20 protein-coding genes are annotated in these 19,397 nt (G+C 72.7%); 8 read left to right on the top strand and 12 right to left on the bottom strand.

The features are described 5' to 3' along the window. The first annotated feature begins 70 nt into the window (after positions 1-70). Positions 71-1,669, top strand: coding sequence for an N-acyl-D-amino-acid deacylase family protein (locus ESG85_RS20240; protein WP_128981322.1), 1,599 nt, complete (start codon positions 71-73; stop codon positions 1,667-1,669). 81 nt (positions 1,670-1,750) lie between these two features. On the opposite strand, the gene mptB is transcribed toward ESG85_RS20240, so the two are convergent. Next, positions 1,751-3,373, bottom strand: coding sequence for a polyprenol phosphomannose-dependent alpha 1,6 mannosyltransferase MptB (gene mptB, locus ESG85_RS20245; RefSeq protein ID WP_128981238.1), 1,623 nt, complete (start codon positions 3,371-3,373; stop codon positions 1,751-1,753). 101 nt (positions 3,374-3,474) lie between these two features. Beyond that, positions 3,475-3,951 carry a hypothetical protein gene (locus ESG85_RS35055; RefSeq protein WP_164986282.1) on the bottom strand — a complete coding sequence of 159 codons (477 nt, stop codon included), beginning with the start codon at positions 3,949-3,951 and terminating at the stop codon, positions 3,475-3,477. A 231-nt stretch (positions 3,952-4,182) separates the two neighbouring features. Here ESG85_RS35055 and ESG85_RS20255 point away from each other — a divergent pair, with 231 nt between their 5' ends. Together ESG85_RS20255 and ESG85_RS20260 are read left to right on the top strand one after the other, a co-directional pair. Next, positions 4,183-5,394 carry a pyridoxal phosphate-dependent aminotransferase gene (locus ESG85_RS20255; protein WP_128981240.1) on the top strand — a complete coding sequence of 404 codons (1,212 nt, stop codon included), beginning with the start codon at positions 4,183-4,185 and terminating at the stop codon, positions 5,392-5,394. A 125-nt stretch (positions 5,395-5,519) separates the two neighbouring features. After that, positions 5,520-5,912, top strand: a complete 393-nt coding sequence (locus ESG85_RS20260) for an SCO4983 family protein (RefSeq protein WP_128981242.1) — start codon at positions 5,520-5,522, stop codon at positions 5,910-5,912. A 367-nt stretch (positions 5,913-6,279) separates the two neighbouring features. Here the strand turns inward: ESG85_RS20260 and ESG85_RS20265 are convergent, their stop codons facing one another. Next, positions 6,280-8,103 (bottom strand): phosphoenolpyruvate carboxykinase (GTP), encoded by a 1,824-nt coding sequence (locus ESG85_RS20265; protein WP_128981244.1) that lies wholly within the window; start codon positions 8,101-8,103, stop codon positions 6,280-6,282. 196 nt (positions 8,104-8,299) lie between these two features. On the opposite strand from ESG85_RS20265, the gene trhA reads away from it, so the two are divergent. Continuing rightward, a complete protein-coding gene (gene trhA, locus ESG85_RS20270) occupies positions 8,300-8,992 on the top strand; it encodes a PAQR family membrane homeostasis protein TrhA (RefSeq protein ID WP_128981246.1) in 693 nt (230 codons plus the stop codon). A 95-nt stretch (positions 8,993-9,087) separates the two neighbouring features. After that, positions 9,088-9,711, top strand: a complete 624-nt coding sequence (locus tag ESG85_RS20275) for an acyl-CoA-like ligand-binding transcription factor (RefSeq protein WP_128981248.1) — start codon at positions 9,088-9,090, stop codon at positions 9,709-9,711. Here the strand turns inward: ESG85_RS20275 and ESG85_RS20280 are convergent. From ESG85_RS20280 to ESG85_RS20290, 3 genes are read right to left on the bottom strand one after another with little or no spacing between them, the layout of a single operon-like run. Further along, the gene (locus ESG85_RS20280) at positions 9,665-10,672 is read right to left on the bottom strand and encodes a glycoside hydrolase family 26 protein (protein ID WP_342781368.1); all 1,008 of its coding nucleotides are present in this window, start codon (positions 10,670-10,672) and stop codon (positions 9,665-9,667) included. The genes ESG85_RS20275 and ESG85_RS20280 overlap by 47 nt on opposite strands. A gap of 37 nt (positions 10,673-10,709) precedes the next feature. Beyond that, positions 10,710-11,381 (bottom strand): vitamin K epoxide reductase family protein, encoded by a 672-nt coding sequence (locus ESG85_RS20285; protein WP_128981253.1) that lies wholly within the window; start codon positions 11,379-11,381, stop codon positions 10,710-10,712. 19 nt (positions 11,382-11,400) lie between these two features. Further along, positions 11,401-11,904: a DUF5949 family protein gene (locus tag ESG85_RS20290; RefSeq protein WP_181019075.1), complete on the bottom strand. Its 504-nt coding sequence runs from the start codon at positions 11,902-11,904 to the stop codon at positions 11,401-11,403. A gap of 150 nt (positions 11,905-12,054) precedes the next feature. Here ESG85_RS20290 and ESG85_RS20295 point away from each other — a divergent pair, with 150 nt between their 5' ends. Both ESG85_RS20295 and ESG85_RS20300 read left to right on the top strand, forming a co-directional pair. Then, positions 12,055-12,474: a tyrosinase family oxidase copper chaperone gene (locus ESG85_RS20295; RefSeq protein ID WP_128981255.1), complete on the top strand. Its 420-nt coding sequence runs from the start codon at positions 12,055-12,057 to the stop codon at positions 12,472-12,474. Further along, positions 12,458-13,324 (top strand): tyrosinase family protein, encoded by an 867-nt coding sequence (locus ESG85_RS20300; protein ID WP_128981257.1) that lies wholly within the window; start codon positions 12,458-12,460, stop codon positions 13,322-13,324. Before ESG85_RS20295 ends, ESG85_RS20300 begins: the two co-directional genes overlap by 17 nt. A 171-nt stretch (positions 13,325-13,495) precedes the next feature. Here ESG85_RS20300 and ESG85_RS20305 read toward each other — a convergent pair whose 3' ends face one another. The 6 genes from ESG85_RS20305 to ESG85_RS20330 form a co-directional block, all read right to left on the bottom strand. Next, positions 13,496-13,783: a chaplin gene (locus ESG85_RS20305; RefSeq protein WP_128981259.1), complete on the bottom strand. Its 288-nt coding sequence runs from the start codon at positions 13,781-13,783 to the stop codon at positions 13,496-13,498. A gap of 463 nt (positions 13,784-14,246) precedes the next feature. Further along, positions 14,247-14,744, bottom strand: coding sequence for a hypothetical protein (locus ESG85_RS20310; RefSeq protein WP_128981260.1), 498 nt, complete (start codon positions 14,742-14,744; stop codon positions 14,247-14,249). Positions 14,745-14,887: 143 nt separating this feature from the next. Continuing rightward, complete coding sequence (locus ESG85_RS20315; protein ID WP_128981262.1) at positions 14,888-15,796, bottom strand: LPXTG cell wall anchor domain-containing protein; 909 nt, start codon at positions 15,794-15,796, stop codon at positions 14,888-14,890. Positions 15,797-16,035: 239 nt separating this feature from the next. Continuing rightward, a complete protein-coding gene (locus ESG85_RS20320; protein WP_128981264.1) occupies positions 16,036-16,317 on the bottom strand; it encodes a hypothetical protein in 282 nt (93 codons plus the stop codon). 276 nt (positions 16,318-16,593) lie between these two features. Then, complete coding sequence (locus ESG85_RS20325; RefSeq protein WP_128981266.1) at positions 16,594-17,334, bottom strand: hypothetical protein; 741 nt, start codon at positions 17,332-17,334, stop codon at positions 16,594-16,596. A 278-nt stretch (positions 17,335-17,612) separates the two neighbouring features. Next, on the bottom strand, positions 17,613-17,852 hold the full coding sequence (locus tag ESG85_RS20330; protein WP_128981268.1) for a chaplin: 240 nt from the start codon (positions 17,850-17,852) through the stop codon (positions 17,613-17,615). A 382-nt stretch (positions 17,853-18,234) separates the two neighbouring features. On the opposite strand from ESG85_RS20330, the gene ESG85_RS20335 reads away from it, so the two are divergent. Further along, positions 18,235-19,374: a DUF3344 domain-containing protein gene (locus ESG85_RS20335; RefSeq protein WP_246095181.1), complete on the top strand. Its 1,140-nt coding sequence runs from the start codon at positions 18,235-18,237 to the stop codon at positions 19,372-19,374. The last annotated feature ends 23 nt before the right edge of the window (positions 19,375-19,397 follow it).

Here is a 19,397-nt window from a genome sequence, read left to right on the forward strand (position 1 = left end):
GCGGCCGTCTGACGGGAAGCGGCCGTCTGGCGGGAAGCGGCAGCGGAGAGACAGGAGGAAGGCCCTGATGATGGATCTCGTCTTCCGGGACGCCGAGGTCGTGGACGGCACCGGCGCACCGTCCTACCGCGCCGACGTCGCGATCGCCGACGGCCGGATCGCCTCGATCGTCAAGGAGGCCGCGGCGGCCGGCTGCCAGCGCCCGACGGCCCGCCGGATCATCGACGTCGAGGGCCTCGCCCTGTCCCCCGGCTTCATCGACATGCACGCCCACAGCGACCTCGCGCTGCTGCGGGACCCGGACCACAGCGCGAAGGCCGCGCAGGGCGTGACGCTCGAGGTCCTCGGCCAGGACGGCCTGTCGTACGCGCCGGCCGACGACCGCACGCTCGACGCGGTGCGGAAGGCGATCACCGGCTGGAACGGCGACGGCTCGGACGTCGACATCGACTGGCGCACCGTGGGCGCGTACCTGGACCGCCTGGACACGGCGCACGGCGGCCGGGGCATCGCGGTGAACGCGGCCTACCTCGTCCCGCAGGGCACGGTCCGGATGCACGCGATGGGCTGGGAGGACCGCCCGGCGACCGAGCGCGAGCTGAACCGCATGCGGCAGCTGGTCGCGGAGGGCCTGGAGCAGGGCGCGGTCGGCATGTCCTCCGGCCTCACCTACACGCCGGGGATGTACGCCCCGGACGCCGAGCTCACCGAGCTGTGCCGGGTGGTGGCGGAGTACGGCGGCTACTACTGCCCGCACCACCGCTCGTACGGAGCGGGGGCACTACGGGCGTACGAGGAGATGGTGCGGCTCACCCGGGAGGCGGGCTGCGCGCTCCACCTCGCGCACGCCACCATGAACTTCGACGTGAACGAGGGCCGCGCGCCGGAGCTCCTGTCCCTCCTGGACGAGGCCCTGGCGGCGGGCTCCGACATCACCCTGGACACCTACCCGTACACCGCGGGCTGCACCACCCTCGCCGCGCTCCTGCCCGGCTGGGCGCACGAGGGCGGCCCGGAGTCCCTGCTCGCCCGTCTGCGCGACGACACGGCGGCGGAACGGATCCGCCGCGACCTGGAGGAGACGGGCTCGGACGGCTGTCACGGAGTCCCGGTCGACTGGCCCACCGTGGAGATCGCCGGCGTCACGGCCCCGCCGCTGTCCTCCTGGGTCGGCCGCCGTCTCGCCGACTGGCCGACGGCCCGCCGCCTCCTCCTGGAGGACCGCCTGGGCACCACCATCCTCCAGCACGTGGGCCACGAGGAGAACGTCCGGGCGATCATGCGCCACCGGGTCCACACGGGCGGCTCGGACGGCATCCTCCACGGCGCCAAGCCGCACCCGCGGGCGTACGGCACGTTCCCGGAGTACCTCGGCCGGTACGTCCGCGACGAAGGCGTCCTCACCCTGGAGGAGTGCGTCGCCCACCTCACGTCCCGTCCGGCCGCCCGCCTCCGGCTCCCCGACCGCGGCCTGGTGAAGGAGGGCTACGCGGCCGACCTGGTCCTCTTCGACCCGGCGACGGTCGCCTCCGGCGCCACCTACGCCGCCCCCCGCACCCTCCCGACGGGCATCCCCCACGTCCTGGTCAACGGCCGCTTCGTCATCGAGGACGGCACCCGCACGGACACCGTGCCAGGCCGCGCGATCCGCCGCACGCCGGTGGACTGACGCGCCACCGCGCCCGCAGGCCACCACCATGGCCGCCTTCCCTCCCCGTGTGCCCCGGCGGGCCCACGGGGCGGCCGCGCCCTAACGCCCCCGCGCCCGCGCCCGCGGCGACACCGCCCCGCCCGGGACCGGCCGCGGTCCGGGGACCGGCGCCCCGCCCGGTGCGGCGGCCGGCTCGCCCCACGACTCGCGCCGCGCCCAGAACACCCCCGCCGCCAGCACCACGCCCGCCAGGGCGAAGCCGTACGCCGGGGTGTGGCCCGACGGTGCCGTCTCGTACGTCAGGGCCGCGCACAGCACGGCCAGCAGCTGACCGCCCCGCCCGTCCCACGCGCCCGCCGCCGCGACCACCACCGTGCCCCACAGCGCGTACCAGGGCTGGACCATCGGCGAGAGCGCCACCAGCGCCAGGAGGGCGACGCCGAGACCGAGGACCGGATCGAGGCGCCCCTTCGCCACGCGCCAGGCGATCGTCGCGACGATGGCGCCGGCGGCCAGCAGGCCGAGCTTCTGGACCACGCCCTTGACCGGATCCGGATCGTCCGCGACCAGGAGCCCGAGCCCCAGCCCGAGGTCACTGGTGACGGACAGCGCGGTGTGGATGTTCGCCGCCACGCCCTGGGTGCGGAGCCAGCCGAAACCGGTGTCGGCCGCCACGCTCGCGAGCGCCGCGACGGCCACGGCCACCGCACCCGGCAGCAGTCCCTTCGCGAGGCCCGCCACCCCGCCGCGCCGCCGCGCCACCACGATCCCGACGAACAGCAGCCCCAGCGCCGCCGGCGACTTGACCATCATCGCGAGCCCGATGACCGCGCCGCCGGCCACCGGCCACCAGCGCCCGCGCCGCCCGGCGAGCAGCACGCCCGCGAGCAGCAGTCCGGCCATCAGACCGTCGTTGTGCATGCCGCCGACGACATGGACGATCACCAGGGGGTTGAGCGCCGCGAGCCACAGCGCCCCGTCCCGCCGCCCCTCGGGCGCGAGCCCGCGCACCGCCCACGCGATCAGCGCCAGCGCGAGCAGCGCGACGAGCCGCATGCCGAGCACGGCCGGGACGACGGCGCCGCCGGTGACCGCGACGACGGCCTGGGCGAGGAGGAGGAAGACGGGGCCGTACGGGGCGGGGGTGTCGGTCCAGTGGCCGCCGACGCTCGCCGCCGCGTCGTGGCCGAGCTCGCCGGGAGCCAGGACGGCGGGCCCGGCGCCGTAGACGTCGTGCCCTTCGAGGACCATCGCGCCCTGGGCGATGTAGCTGTAGACGTCGGCGCTGTAGAGCGGCGGGGCGAGGAGGAGCGGCGCGATCCACCACCCGAGGGTGACCAGCGGCCCGCGGCCGCCCACACCGGGCCCCGCACCTTCTCCGCCGCCCCGGCCTCCACGGCTCCCGCCCCCGGTCGCACCGCCCCGGCCTCCACGGCTCCCGCCCCCGGTCACACCGCCCCGGCCTCCACGGCTCCCGCCGCCGGTCGCGCCCGCGCGCTCGGCGCGGAGCACCCGCCCGTACTGCCACCACGCCACGATCAGCAGGGTCAGCCCGAGGGAGGCGACGACGGAGCCCGCCACCGTCACGCCGGTGCCGTGCGGCTGCCACAGGCCCGCACCGCCGCGTACGGGGAGCGTCCCGGCGGCCCAGCCGCCGGCGGTGACGGCGAGCGAGCCGGCCGCGCCGAGCCACCGGCATCCGGCGGTGCTGAAAACCCACATGGGGGGCAAACCTACCCTGCGCCGAGACGCGCCCGCGGGCTCGCCCGGGTCGTCCCTTCCGGACCCTGGCCGGGTCCGAGCCGGATCGGGGAGAAGCGCGCTCAGCGCTGCTTCCTCTGGATGCCGGGCGCCTGGCCCGAGTTGCCCGGGCGGCCGGACGGGGACGCCGTCGCGCTGCCGGAGGCGGCCGGCCCGGGACGGTTCGCGCCGTCGGACGGCGTCGGGCCCGCGGACGGTGCGGTGGAGCCGCCGGCCGTGGCGGACGGCGACGCGGAGCCGTCCGAGGCGCTCGGACCGGTGGCCGGGCCCCCGTCGCCGGCGCCGTCGTCCTCGCCCGGGCTTCCGGCGTCCCGCTGGATCAGCGCGGGCATGCCGGGGCGGCCGCCCTCGTCGGGAGCCGGACCGCCTGCCCCGCCGGACGCGGGCCCGCCGTCGAGCGCGGCGAAGGCGGCGAGGATGCCGCACACGACGACGGCCCCGCTCCCGGCGATCCACAGGGGGCCGGGGCCGCGGCGCTTCGACGCGTGACGGCGGCGACGTCTCGAGGGCTCCGCGCCCTCCGTCTCGTTCGGACTCACGAGCCGTGATTGTAGGGAGCACGACACGGCCGGAGCGACGTGGGTCACAGCGCGGCCGGCGCACCCCGTGACGGCGCCGCGGAGGCACCGCCGACGGGTCCGCGCACCCCGTGACGGCGCCGCCGTCACGCGTCGAAGCGCCGCCGCCGAGGCCCCCGACCGCGCCGTACGCCTCCCCCACGTGTCCCAAAACACGAGGCGCCCCGCGCCGGCCCGCCGTAAGCTCTCGTCATGCAGGTGATCCAGTCCACGAAGCTCGCCAACGTCTGTTACGAAATCCGGGGCCCGGTGCTCGAAGAGGCGATGCGGCTGGAGGCTGCGGGTCATCGCATCCTCAAGCTCAACACCGGCAACCCGGCCGCCTTCGGCTTCGAGTGTCCGCCGGCCATCCTCGAGGACATGCTGCGCAACCTCGCCGACGCCCACGGCTACGGCGACGCGAAGGGGCTGCTCTCGGCCCGGCGCGCGGTGATGAGTCACTACGAGACCAAGGGCGTCCCCCTCTCCGTCGAGGACATCTACCTCGGCAACGGCGTCTCCGAGCTCATCCAGATGGCGATGCAGGCGCTGCTCGACGACGGCGACGAGGTGCTGGTCCCGGCGCCCGACTACCCGCTGTGGACCGCCGCGGTCTCGCTGGCGGGCGGCACGGCCGTGCACTACCGCTGCGACGAGCAGGCCGACTGGATGCCGGACCTGGCCGACATCGAGCGGAAGATCACCGATCGGACCAAGGCGATCGTGATCATCAACCCGAACAACCCGACGGGCGCCGTCTACGACGACGAGATGCTGCGGAGCCTGACCGAGATCGCCCGCCGCCACAGCCTGGTCGTCTGCTCGGACGAGATCTACGACAAGATCCTCTACGACGGCGCCACCCACACGCCGACCGCCGCCATCGCCCCCGACCTGCTCGTCCTCACCTTCAACGGGATGAGCAAGAACTACCGGGTGGCCGGTTTCCGCTCCGGCTGGCTCGCCGTCTGCGGCCCCAAGTCGCACGCCTCCTCGTACATCGAGGGCCTGACGATCCTCGCCAACATGCGACTGTGCGCCAACATGCCGGCGCAGCACGCGGTGGCCGCCGCCCTGCAGGGCCGGCAGTCGATCGAGGACCTGGTGCTGCCGGGCGGACGGCTCCTGGAGCAGCGGGACACGGCGTACGAGCTCCTGACCCGGATCCCGGGCGTGACCTGCGTGAAGCCGAAGGGCGCGCTGTACCTGTTCCCGCGCCTGGACCCGGCCGTCTACAAGATCAAGGACGACCGGCAGATGGTCCTCGACCTGCTGCGCGCCGAGAAGATCATGGTGGTGCACGGGACGGGCTTCAACTGGCACGAGCCGGACCACTTCCGGATCGTCACGCTGCCGGCCGCCGCGGACCTCGCGGACGCGGTGACCCGGATCGGGAACTTCCTGGACGGCTACAGCCAGTACTGACGCGGGGCCCGTTCCCGCCGCCGTCCGTACGGACTTCCGTAAGTCGTCCCGAGTTCCGGACCCCGCTCAACTTTAGATTGATTCCAAGCTAGGATGTCTCCATTGCTACCGCAGGAGGCCATCCCATGTACGAACCGATCCGCACCAAGTCGGTCCACCGGATGGCCGACGACGACCAGCACGGCTACCCGCACCGCTCCCGCGAGGAGGAGCTGGACATCCAGCTCGCCGGACACCTCTCCGCCCTGCTCGCCGTCACCGACGAGCTCGGCGACACCGAGGCGGGCGAGCTCATCGCCCGCCAGGTGGCCCGGCTGCGCGGCGCGCCGCCGGCCCGGCACGCGGGCCTGAGCGGCGCTCCCGCCGCGTCGCTGCACCGCAAGGCGCACGCCCTGGCGGGCCGCGCCCTGGTCGTCGCCGCCTCCCGGGCCGACACGGCCGCCGCGATCCTCGCCGCCGAGCGCATGGACGCGCACACCGCGGCGCTCGCCAGGGAATCCCTGGTCGGCGCCCCCTGACGGCCCCGGTCCGCGCGGCACGATCCCGCGCGGACCGGGCGCCACCCATCCCGGCGGCCCTCCGCCGCCCTCCCACCCACCCGGGCGGCCCTCCGCCCTCTCGGCGGCCCTCCGCCCTCCCGGCGGCACGCGGAGAAAACCACCCCGCTCCTCGCGACATCCGGACCGGACAGCCACCCCTGCCGCTCTCCCGGGACCCGCGCCCGAACGTGCGCCGGCCCCCGGAGCCTGAGGGGGCTCCGGGGGCCGGATGCGTCGTGACGGGCCGTCGTGACCCCTTTTTGCTGGTCAGGGCGGAAATCGGGGCAACCCGTCACGAGTTCGGGGTGCCGCCGGCGGTCGCCGCCGGCGGTCGGCTGTCAGGGAGTCAGCCCAGGCGCTCCACCAGCGCGCGGTACTCGTCCCACAGCTCCTTCGGGGTGTGCTCGCCGAAGGTCTCCAGGTGCGCGGGGACCAGGGCGGCCTCCTCGCGCCAGACGTCCTTGTCGACGGCGAGCAGGAAGTCCAGGTCCTCGTCGGCCAGGTCCAGGCCGTCGGTGTCCAGGGCGTCCTTCGTCGGCAGGATGCCGATGGGCGTCTCGACGCCCTCGGCCTTGCCGTCGAGGCGCTCGACGATCCACTTCAGGACGCGGCTGTTCTCGCCGAAGCCGGGCCAGACGAACGCGCCCGCGTCGTTCTTGCGGAACCAGTTCACGTAGTAGATCTTCGGGAGCTTCGCGGCGTCCGCGGAGGCGCCGACCTTGACCCAGTGGGCCATGTAGTCGCCCATGTTGTAGCCGCAGAACGGCAGCATGGCGAACGGGTCGCGGCGCAGCTCGCCGACCTTGCCCTCGGCGGCGGCGGTCTTCTCGGAGGCCACGTTGGCGCCGAGGAAGACGCCGTGGTTCCAGTCGAAGGACTCGGTGACCAGCGGCACGGCGGAGGCGCGGCGGCCGCCGAAGAGGATCGCCGAGATCGGGACGCCCTTGGGGTCCTCCCACTCCGGGGCGATGATCGGGCACTGGCCGGCCGGGACGGTGAAGCGGGCGTTCGGGTGGGCGGCCGGGGTCTCGGACTCCGGCGTCCAGTCGTTGCCCTTCCAGTCGGTGAGGTGCTCGGGCAGCTCCTCGGTCATGCCCTCCCACCACACGTCGCCGTCGTCGGTGAGCGCGACGTTGGTGAAGACGGAGTTGCCCCACATGGTCTTCATGGCGTTGGCGTTGGTGTGCTCGCCGGTGCCGGGAGCGACGCCGAAGAAGCCGGCCTCGGGGTTGATCGCGTAGAGGCGGCCGTCCTCGCCGAAGCGCATCCAGGCGATGTCGTCGCCGATGGTCTCGACCGTCCAGCCGGGGATCGTGGGCTCCAGCATGGCGAGGTTGGTCTTGCCGCAGGCGGACGGGAAGGCCGCGGCGACGTACTTCGCCTCGCCCTGCGGCGGGGTCAGCTTGAGGATGAGCATGTGCTCGGCCAGCCAGCCCTCGTCCCGGGCCATGACGGACGCGATGCGCAGCGCGTAGCACTTCTTGCCGAGCAGGGCGTTGCCGCCGTAGCCGGAGCCGAACGACCAGATCTCACGGGTCTCGGGGAAGTGCGAGATGTACTTGGTGGAGTTGCAGGGCCACGGCACGTCCTCCTGGCCCTCCTCCAGGGGGGCGCCGAGGGTGTGGACGGCCTTGACGAAGAAGCCGTCGGTGCCGAGCTCGTCGAGGACGGCCTGGCCCATGCGGGTCATGGTGCGCATGGAGACGGCGACGTACGCGGAGTCGGTGATCTCGACGCCGATGGCGGAGAGCGGGGAGCCGACCGGGCCCATGCAGAAGGGCACGACGTACATGGTGCGGCCCTTCATGGAGCCGCGGAAGATGCCCTTCTCGCCCGCGAAGATCTCCTTCATCTCCGCCGGGGCCTTCCAGTGGTTCGTCGGGCCCGCGTCCTCCTCCTTCTCGGAGCAGATGAAGGTGCGGTCCTCGACGCGTGCGACATCGGTCGGGTCGGACGCCGCGTAGTACGAGTTCGGGCGCTTCACCGGGTCGAGCTTCGTGAAGGTCCCCTTGGCGACGAGCTCCTCGCAGAGTCGCTCGTACTCGGCCTCGGACCCGTCGCACCACACGACGCGGTCGGGCTGGGTGATCTCGGCGATCGAGTCGACCCAGGAGACGAGCTCCTGGTGCTGGGTGGGGACGGTGGAGGGAGCCGCGTTGTCGCGCGCCACGATTGCTCCTTGAAGAGGGGTTTTCAGATGTATGCCCCTTGGGGGCTGCGACCCGGATGCGTCGTAGGCGCTCATCCGGTGCCGACCGCACTCATTTGATCATCCGATGCTTCTGCGCATCTGTCCAGAGGGCCGCACACGTGAGCATCGCCACTCGTATCCGCTCCTTACGATCACGTAGGTACGATGCGGATCCATGACTGCCGTGTCGACGGACCTCGCCACCACGGAGCAGCGCCCGGTGCTGCCGCTCCCGCTCAAGCCCAGGCTCAGGGGCTGGCTGCACGCCGGCATGTTCCCCGCCGTGATCGTCGCGGGACTCGTCCTGGTCGCCCTCGCCGACTCGCCGCGGGCCCGGATCGCCTGCGGGATCTACGTGCTCACCGCCTGTCTGCTCTTCGGCATCAGCGCGCTGTACCACCGGGGCAACTGGGGGCCGCGCGGCGAGGCGGTGCTGCGGCGCCTCGACCACGCCAACATCTTCCTCATCATCGCGGGCACCTATACCCCGCTGACGCTGCTGCTCCTCCCGGACTCCACCGGACGGCCCCTCATGTGGGCGGTGTGGGCGGCGGCCGTCGCCGGCATCGCCTTCCGGGTCTTCTGGGTCGGCGCGCCCCGCTGGCTGTACACGCCCTGCTACATCGCCATGGGCTGGGCCGCCGTCTTCTTCCTGCCCGACTTCATGCGGACCGGCGGCATCGCCGTCCTCGTCCTGGTGATCGTCGGCGGCGTGCTCTACAGCGCGGGCGGCGTCATCTACGGCATGAAGCGCCCGAACCCGTCACCCCGCTGGTTCGGCTTCCACGAGGTCTTCCACTCCTTCACCCTCGCCGCCTTCATCGTCCACTACGTGGGCATCTCGCTGGTCGCGTACAGCCACGCCTGACGGACGGTCCCGGCGGCCCGGCCGGCCACGCCTGACCGGGCGGACCTGCCCGACGACCGCCCGACCGGATGCCCTGACCAGGCACAATGGCGGGCATGGCCGGCACATCCGCGCGCCCCGCCCTGCGGGAGCGCAAGAAGCTCAAGACCCGCGCCGCGATCCGGAAGGCCACCTACCGGCTCGCGGCCGAGCAGGGCTGGGAGGCGGCCACCATCGAGCAGATCGCCGCGGCCGCCGAGGTCTCGCCCTCGACCGTCATCCGCTACTTCCCGGCCAAGGAGGACATCCTCCTCACCGACGACCAGGACGAGCTCCTGCTCGCCCGGCTGCGGGCCCGCCCCGCCGACGAGGACCCGCTCGACTCGCTGCGCGCCGTCGTCCTCGACGCCGTCACCGCCTCGCTGGCCGCCGAGCCCGAGGAGACCCGGCTGCGGACCCGGCTCATCGTGGAGATCCCCGCCGTCCGCGCCCGGCTCACCGAGACCACCGCCCGCACCGGCCGGCTGCTCGGCTCCGGCGTCGCCGAGCGCACCGGCCGCTCGCCCGACGACCTGGAGGTACGGGTCTTCACCGCCGCCGTCCTCGGCGCGCTGCGCGAGGCCACCGTCCACTGGGCCGAGCACGGGCAGGGCGACGACCTCGTCCCGCTGCTCGACCGGACCGTCGACGTCCTCAAGGCCGGGCTGACCCTCCGCTCCCCCGGCCCAGCGCGCCCCTGACCACCGCGCCGGAGAGCGGGTTCGCGGCGCACGACCACACCCCGTGCGGGCAGTAGTCGGTGAAGGTCTGGTACACCGGCCGGTGTCGCGCGAACCACTCCAGCATCCCCCGCACGTACGCCGGGTTGTCGCCGTTGCGGAACAGCCCCCACTCCGGGAACGACACCGGCTTGCCGTGCTCCGCCGCGAACCGGGCGTGGAAGTCCAGCCCGTACGGCTCCCTGACCTGCTCCTCGAAGGACAGCCCGGCCGGCTGGTCGTAGGCGTCCATGCCGACGATGTCCACCACGTCGTCCCCCGGGTAGCAGAGCGGCCAGGCGATGGCGTCCAGGCCGCGGCTCGGCGTGAAGTCGAACCGGAAGCGCTGCCCCGGCACCTCCCGCAGCACCCCGGCCACCCGCCTCCAGTACGCCTTCCAGGTCTCCGGGTCCGGCCCGCAGCGATGGCCGTACGTCGTGCCGTTCATCTCCCAGCCGAGCACCAGGACCGCATCCGCGAGCCGGTGCTCCACCAACCGCTCCCCCAGCGCGCGGAAGTGCCGGTCGAACGCGCCGGCCGCGCCGCGCCGCAGCCCGGCCCGCACCTCCGCGTCGCTCAGCCCCTCCTCGTTGCGGTCGAGCAGCGGCACGTTGAGCACGAACAGCCGGTCCGGCCGCTCCTCCTTCCACCGCGCCCACGGCTCGAACAGTGCCGGATGGCCCTCGATGTTCGACCAGCGGTCGCCCGGGAGGTAGGTGTGGCCGACGGTCAGCGGCGCACCGCCCAGCCACTGCTCCACCTCGGCGATCCGCCGCACGCCGGCCTCGTCGGAACCCGTGAAGAAGCCCGACGGCACACCGGGCGACGGCACCGGCTCGGCCTCCGGCGCGGCCCGTTCCCCCCGGTGCCGGCCGTCCGGCGCGAGCCGGTCGTACGGCAGCAGGAACACCAGAGCGGCCGCGAGCAGCACGGTCAGTGCCACTCGCGGCCGGCTCGTCCAGGAGCGGAGGGGGCTCACGTCAGCTGGTCCAGAACTCCCACCAGCGGGTCAGGATCAGCATCCCGATGATCCCGATGTGCACCACCGGCAGCGCGAAGGTGAAGTCCGAAAGGAAGCCCTTCACGGCGGCCGGCGCGGGCAGCAGCCCGTGCCGCACGTTGTGCGCGGTGGTGTACCAGAACATGGTGATCGTCGCGCACCAGGCCAGACAGCACCACAGGCACAGCGAGTTGATCTCGTACAGCGACTGCTGCATCAGCCAGGTGCAGAAGCCGACGCCGAACAGCATCCCGGCGTTCAGCCCGAGCCAGAACCAGCCCCGGTAGCGGGCGCCGGCCAGGATCCCGGCGCCCACGGCGACGACGACGGCGTACGTGACGAGCCCGAGCATCGGGTTCGGGAAGCCGAACACGCCGGCCTGCTCGCTCAGCATGACGTTGCCGCAGGAGACCACCGGGTTCAGGCTGCACCCCGGCCGGAAGCCCGGGTCCTCGGCCAGCTTGATCTTGTCGATGGTGATGACCCAGCCGGACAGCACACCGGCCGCGCCCGTCACCATCAGCATCCAGGCGAAGGCCCGGCTCGCGCCGGTCCCCGCTCCGCCCGCCCGCCCGGACTCCCGGTCCTGGTCAAGGTCCTGGTCCTGCTGCCGCTGGACCGGCACACCACCCCGTGTGTTCACCGTCGCCATCAGGCCGCCCCCTGTCCGCTCAGCCCTGGATCCGGCTCACCGGCACCGCGATGTGGGCCGAGGTCCGCACCACGTTCTCGCTGGTGACGAAGGCCTTGAGCTCCTCCTCGGTCACCGGCTGCCCCGGCTGCGCGGCCGGCCACGGGAGGAGCGGGATCATCAGGATGACGTGACCGTTCTCGTACGCCGCCTCCTGCCAGTCCGGCGTCACCGGGCACTGCGCGTTCATGAACGGCAGGGTGAGCACGGCCCGCTGCGCCTCGACGAGCAGATGGGCGCCGATCCCGCGGTCCTGGCCGGCGTCGACGACGTCGCCGCCGATCGGCACGCCCATGCCCTCCAGGGTCGACCGAAGCTCCTGCGCGCCGGCCTCGGGTCCGTGCTCGCCGTCCCCGGTCGAATACACCATCAGGAACGGGGTGGCGGGCATGTCGTCGGTGGGCCCGAGGGCCCAGGAGATGACGGTGAGCGTTCCCATGGAATGGGCGCTGTGCGCCGAGGACACGACATTGGAAGTGGTCATGGGTCGGGACTCTAGGGGACGAACACCGCCCACCTGCCGCCGAATTCACTCGTTCGGCCGACAATCCCTCCGCTGCCATTTCCGGCGCAACGAACCGGGGTTTTCATCGTTGTGCCCATAGGGCATCAAGCCGACCGAAGGAGATCATTCATGATCGTCCCGCGCCGCGTGGCCTTGCGGTCCCTTTTCGCACTGGCCGTGACCGCCTTCACGGGCGGCGCACTGGCCCGCATCGGCGCCGCGCCGCCGTCCGCCGGGGACCCGCTCGCGGGGGGCGAGCGGTCCGCGGACGGGCCGGTGGCCTTCGACGAGATGTACGGCGGCCGGCACATCCGCGGCATGCGCGGCCCCTCGGGCGAGCCGGTGGTCCTCGTCGACGGCCGCCCGCTGCACCTGATGCGCTGCGCCGACGGCGGCTGGGTGACGCCGGTCGACCACTACGAGTCCTGTCCCACGCCGCTGGCGGCCACCCGCGCGGCCGTGGACGAGCTGGGGCCCGCCCCGCTCAGCCGCTACGCCGCCGGTCACGGCGGCCATCCGGGAGGGAGCCCGCGTGGCGTACACACGTAAGAACCAGCGCGATCTGACCAGCGCCGAGCGGAAGCGCTTCGTCTCCGCCGTCCTCGAACTCAAGCGGACCGGGCAGTACGACGACTTCGTCCGCATCCACATCGACCACTACGTCGCCGACGGCGAGGGCAAGCTGCGCGTGGCCCACATGTGCCCCAGCTTCCTGCCGTGGCACCGCAGGTTCCTGCTCGAGTTCGAGCGGGCGCTGCGCCGGATCGACCCGTCGGTGACCGTGCCGTACTGGGACTGGACCCGGGACAACACCCCGGCGGCCTCGCTGTGGAGCGAGGACTTCATGGGCGGCAACGGGCGCCGCGGCGACTTCCAGGTGATGACCGGCCCCTTCGCGTACGCCGGCGGCCGCTGGACCGTACGCCACGGCATGACCGAACAGGCCTTCCTGAGCCGGGACTTCGGCCGCCCGCGCGATCCGATCACGCTGCCGACCGCCGCGGACGTCGACGAGGCGATGACCGAACGGACGTACGACACGGCGCCGTGGAACTCCACCAGCCGGTCCGGATTCCGCAACCGCCTGGAGGGCTGGGCGCAGGGCCAGGGCAACGAGCGCTTCCGGCTGCACAACCGGGTGCACCGCTGGGTCGGCGGGATGATGCTGGGCGGCGGCTCGGTGAACGACCCGGTCTTCTGGCTGCACCACGCCTACGTCGACCTCCTCTGGTCGCGCTGGCAGGCCCGCAACCCGTCCGCCGGCTACCTCCCGAAGGACCCGCCGCCGCTGGGCGACCCGCAGTACCGCAAGGTCGCCGCGCTGCACGAGCGGATGAGCCCGTGGAACGTCACACCGGCGGAGCTGATGGACCACAGCGCCGTCTACCGCTACGCCTGACCCGCGGATGCCTCCGGGGGGGGCGCCTCGAACGACGGCGCCCCCCGTACGACGGCGTCCCCCGTACGACGGCGTCCCCCGTACGACGGCGTCCCCCGTACGACGGCGTCCCCCCGGCCCGAGGTGCGGGCCGGAGGGACGCCGGAGTGTCGTGCTGCGGGAGGGCGGAGGTCAGCCGCCGTAGCCGCCGTCGTCGTGGCCGCCGTCGTCGTGGCCGCCGTCGACGTTCGCGCACTGGTTGCCGAAGGCCGGGTTGATCAGGCCGATGACGTTGACGGTGTTGCCGCAGAGGTTGATCGGCACGTGGACCGGGACCTGCACGACGTTGCCGGAGCCGACACCGGGCGAGTGGGCGGCGACGGCCTCGGCGCCCGAGTCGGCGACGGCCATGCCGGCCCCGCTGAGGGCAACGGCACCGGTGCCGGCGAGAACGGCGGCAGCCTTCGCGATGCGAGACATCAGGAACTCCTTGAACGGGGAAAGCGACCGCGAGTATCACGGCCACACGTGTCCTTCAACGGCGCAGGCGCGCACGGGTCACGGGCTTTGCGCCGAATGAGGCGGGGAAGAACGAGGAAAAACGCAGAATCGGAAGAGTCCGCGAGGGAACAGCCGGACGTTTCGAAAAGAGGTATCGGAGGAGATGGCCCGCGGATCATCCGTCCACCCGCCGTCGGATACGACGGAGCGGACCGTGAACCGCGGGCCGCGGCCATGCGACAAGCCTTCTGTTGCAACGAGCGGAACCCCGTCGGGTGGCGGGAAGAATCGTGTCTTCACCCCGCCGGACCGAAGCTCGCGCACCAGAACCACCGGAGGGCGGGAGCCGGAGGCCGGAGGACCGGTCGCCCGGGGAACCGGTGAACCCGGTGAACCCGGTGACCCGATGGCCGGCGTGTCGCAGGCCGTGCGGTCGGGAGGGTCAGGGGGCGAGGCCGAGCTGCGGGTCCAGGGCGCCGTTGAGCGCCGGAGTGAGGACACCGACCTCCGGGACACCGACCCCCGGCAGGCCGAGCCCGTTCCCGTTCGGCGCGTGCAGCAGGGTCCCGACGGTGGCGCCGGGAGTGACGGCCTTCATGTCGGAACGCGGGCTGGTGACTTCGGCCGTGCCGGGCTCGCTGCCCCGCAGCACCTCCGGCAGCGGGGCCGCGATGTCGGTCTCGCTGAGGGTGCTCTCGAGCGGGATGCGGGGCAGGGTGAGGTCCGGCAGCGCGCCGACGCCCTCGTGGAAACCGGTGGGCGCGCCGGGGATCGGCGTGGGGACGCCGGAGGCGACCGTCGGGGCGTCCATCGGGAGCACGGGGTCGAGGCCCTGCAGCGGAACCACCACGGGGGCGTCGGCAGCGGCCGGGGAGGCCAGGGCCGCCGAGGCGATGGCGGCGGCGAGGAGTCCCAGACCGGCGTGAGATCGCAGATTCATGTCCTGCAAACGAGTTGCGGGGCGGTTACGTGACGGGATTCCCCTGAGTGCAGCAACACGAGGCCCCCACCGGTGAGGGTGGGGGCCTCGGTTGACGCGCCGACGGCGCTGGGGCGACGGGCTCGCGTGCGGCGGCGCTGCCGTCAGTGGCGGCCGCGCACCAGTCGCCCGCCGCGCAGGTACATCAGCGTGCCGCCGATCAGGAGCGCGGCGCTGATGCCGGCGGCGCCCATGACGGTGGCGGAGTCACTGCCGGTGTCGGGCAGCTGCGGGTGCTCACCGCAGTCGGGACCGTTCTCGCCTTCCTCGCACTCACCGGGCGGGGTGGTCGGCGGCGTGCAGTCGGGACCGTTCTCACCCTCTTCGCACTCACCGGGCGGAGTGGTCGGCGGCGTGCAGTCGGGACCGTTCTCGCCTTCCTCACATTCACCGGGCGGGGTGGTGGGAGGGTGCGTGGGCGGGTTGGTCGGGGGGTGCGTAGGCGGATGCGTCGGCGGGTTGGTCGGCGGATGCGTCGGCGGGGTGGTCGGCGGGTTCGTGGGCGGATGCGTCGGCGGATGCGTCGGCGGGGTGGTCGGCGGGTGCGTCGGCGGGTTGGTCGGCGGATGCGTCGGCGGGTTGGTCGGCGGGTGCGTCGGCGGGTTCGTGGGCGGGTGCGTCGGCGGATGCGTCGGCGGGTTGGTCGGCGGATGCGTCGGCGGATGCGTCGGCGGGTGCGTGGGCGGGTGCGTCGGCGGGTTGCCGCCCTCGTCGTCGCCGTAACCGTCGGGGTCTCCGTAGCCGTCGGGCCCGTCGTCGCCTCCGCCGACGCCGGCGGACTTCACCGCCTCGTGGCAGATGTCGGCGACGGCCGCGGCGAACTCGCCCAGTGCCGCGTGGCCCCCGCAGACCTTGCCGGGCCCGGGGAGCCGCAAGTGCTGCCCGGTTTCCTTCCCGGGCGCGTCCCCCGTGGCTGCCATGGAGTTCGCGCTCAAGGCGAATCCGCCGGTGAGCGACAGGATGCCCGTCGCCGCGGCGGTGGTGAGGATTTTCCTACTGATGATGGATCGCATACCGCTCTTCCTCTGGGACAGGAGAACCGGCGAGGATCCCCCCTCGCTCCGTCCGGCCCGTGTTCCACGCCGTCCGAGTGCGTGGGAATGGCGCGAGCGTAGGGACGTGGACCGGGTGGAGAGTCACGGCGACACGGCACACAATCCGAAAATCATTCAATCGGACGTCATGGGGAGGCAAAGGTGTGGCCCTGGCGGGGTCGCCAGGGCCGTTCACCACGAGCGGGATTGATGAACCGTCAGCCGCCCAGCCCGTTCGCACCCAGCGGCAGACCGCCGAGCAGCTTGGAGCCGCCCTGGCTCGCCTGGTTCAGCTGGCTCGCGGTCTCCGTGACGGTCTGCACGGGCGAACCGTCCGTGGTGCTGCTGAGGGCGTCCGTCGTCAGCCCGCCGCTCGTGAGCGAACCGAGTCCACCGTCCAGGCTGGTGGGCACCATCGACCCTGCGGCCATCGCGGGCGCGGCGACGCCCAGGGCCATCACAGAACCGGCGACGGCCGCGGCAACCTTGGTGGGCTTCATGAAGAGAGTCCTTCCATCTGTTTCAAGTCGCTTGCCGTACAGGTCTCTTGAGCGATTCCCGTACGTCGTTCCACCGTGGGTAACGAGACGTCCGCCGCCCGGAAACTCCGGGACCCGGCTTTTCTCGACACTGCACCCGAAGGAATGGACCCGGTGCGATTTCCCGATCGAATGCGCGGGGAGGCGCACCACGGCGCACGGGAACGCGCCCGCGCCCGCCCGGGGAGTCCCTGGGCGGGCGCGGGGTGAGGGCGGACGTTCCCTCCCGGTGACCGGCTAGCGCACCGGCAGCGACGGCGGCTTCACCGGCAGGACGTCCGTCGAGACCGGAGGCTTCACCGGCAGACCGTCCGTGGACACCGGAGGCTTCACCGGCAGGACGTCCGTGGACACCGGAGGCTTCACCGGCAGACCGTCCGTGGACACCGGAGGCTTCACCGGCAGACCGTCCGTGGACACCGGAGGCTTCACCGGCAGACCGTCCGTGGACACCGGCAGCGTGTCCGTCGAGACCGGCGGCTCGACCGGCAGGCCGTCGGCCGGGAGGCCGGGCAGGTCGGGCAGGGTCGGCACGGTGCCGGTCGGGAGGCCCGGCAGGCCGGGGAGGGTGCCCGTCGGGAGGCCGGGCAGGGCCGGAAGGGCCGGCAGGCTCGGGGTCGGCAGACCGGTGCCGAGCACACTTGCCAGGGCCAGGTTGACCAGCGACGTCACGGTCGTGGTGACCTGCGGGAGGACACCGCCGACATTGCCGGCGGTGAGGCCGGCGAGCAGGTCGGCGACCGCCTTCTCGATCGACGCGAGTGCGTCGGAGACCCCGTCGGCGGGCGCCGCCGCCTTCGCCCGCTCCAGGAGGGCGGCGGCGTCGGGGACGGCCGCCCTGCCGTCCGCCAGGTCGCCGGCCGGGGCCGCCGGGCGGGAGGGACGGACTTCGTCGGCGAAGGCGGGTGCCGCCGTACCGAGGGCGATGGCGGCGGATATCGCCAGGGCGGTGAAGCGGCGTGAAGCGAGGGGACGCATGTGTGTTCCTTTTTCCTATGCGTCGGACAACAGCTCTGCCACCGTGCCTGCGGGTATAGCGCTGCGCAATCGCAGAACTACGCAGCGCCATGCCTCCGTTCGGGTGAATCCACCCCTCTGACCTGCTCCTCCGAGAGGCGTACGCCGTTGCACCGGGCGGCGCACGGGGGTGCGCCCGAACGAGTCATCACTCGGTGAGCAGACGGCGAAGGCCGGCGCGCCGACCCCGGAAGGGGCGGCGCGCCGGCCTCGGAAGGACCACGATCCGGCGTGCGAGATCAGGCGTTGACGCAGGTGTTGCCGAAGGCCGGGTTCAGCGCGCCGATGACGCTGACGGTGTTGCCGCAGACGTTGACCGGGACGTGGACCGGGACCTGCACGACGTTGCCGGACAGCACGCCGGGGGAGTGGACGGCCGCGCCGTGGGCGCCGGCGTCGGCGGCGGCGACACCGGCGGCACCGGCGACGGACGCGGCAGCACCGACGGACAGAGCGACAGCCTTGGCGATACGGGACATGGAGAACGGCTCCTCGATCGATTTTCAACTCGGACGGCGCGGACGTTTTTGCCCGGCTGCTTCAACAACGCCGCTGGATTTCATCGGTTGCTCTCCCGAACGGGTGACGTTCAACCGATCTTTGGGCCATAGGAGCGTCATTCGAGTGACGGAACCCAGAAAGGCGCAACACGCTCAACGAGGAACGTGCCGTTTGGATACGGAAGTTAGCGTTTGTGAGCATCTCATGCTTACTATCGCCCGTCGCGGGGGTTATAACGTTCCCGAACGTTGCTTCCGGCCCCGTCGCGCGTTCATCCATTTCGCGCGGCCGACATCTCCCTCCCCTCCCCCGGTCTTCACGGGTCTTCCCTTCCTTCTCTCATCAAAGCGGAGAACCTGTATGCGGAATTCAGCGGTTCACGCCGTCCGTCGGGGTCTGGTGTGTGCCATGTCGTGCGCGGCGCTTTCCGCCGCGCTCCCGGCCGCTTCCGCCGTCGCGCCCGCGACCGCGCCACGGCCCGTCGCGCCCCAGCCAAAGGAAGCCGCCCGACTCCCCTTCGCACCCCGGTACGAGGCGACCCTGCACGGTGGGGTCGTGCGGGCCGCCAACACCTCGGCGACCGGCGCCAAGGGCGCCGGGAACACCAAGGGCGCCAACGACGGCGCCACCATCGCGTACGTCGACGTCGACAGCGATGCCAACACCTACAACTCCAGCCGCGCCGAACTGCGCGTGCCCGCCGGGGCCCGGGTCGCCTGGGCCCGTCTGTACTGGGGCGGGAACCTGCGCGTGGGCGAGCAGAAGCCGCCCGAGGACAACGGGCGGGTGCTGATCGCCGAGCCCGGCGGCCAGTACAAGGCGGTCCTCGCCGACACCACGATCGGCCACCGCACCGCCGACGGCGCCGACGCCTTCCAGGCCTCCGCGGACGTCACCGAGCTGGTCCGTTCGGCCCGGCCGGGCCTGTGGACGGTCGCCCAGGTGAACGTCGCCATGGGCCGTTCCGCTGTCGGCGGCTGGGGCGGCTGGACGCTGGTCGCGGCGTACGAGAAGGCCGACGAGCCGCTGCGCAGGGTCACCGTGTGGGACGGCTTCGAGGCGCTCGGTCCGAAGAACCGGGAGCTCTCGGTCCGGCTCTCGCTGGGCAAGGACCGCGTTCCGCGCGGCGCCGGCGGCCGGCTCGGCATCGTCGGCTACGACGGCGACCGGGGGACGTCCGGGGACCGGCTGACGGTGGAGACCGGCCTGGCCAGGGACGTCAGGCGCAGCGTGCTCTCCGATGCCGCGAATTCCGCGGACGACGTGATGAACTCCAGCATCACGGAACCGGGAACAAGTCGGATGGAACGACTGCCCGCTCATCAGAACACCCTGGGGTACGACTCCGACGTCTTCGATCTGCGGGGGGCGCTGCGCCATGGGGCCGATCGTTTCCACATCCGCCTCGGGAGCCCGGAGGACGCCGTCTGGCTCGGCGCGCTCTTCCTCCAGGCCGACCTCGAACCGAGCCGCCGCGTCCTCGCGGACGACCGGGACTGAACCGCGGCCGGACGTGCTGCACG

Origin of the sequence: Streptomyces roseicoloratus, assembly GCF_004117935.1 — a bacterium.
In the GTDB taxonomy this organism is placed as follows: domain Bacteria; phylum Actinomycetota; class Actinomycetes; order Streptomycetales; family Streptomycetaceae; genus Streptomyces; species Streptomyces roseicoloratus.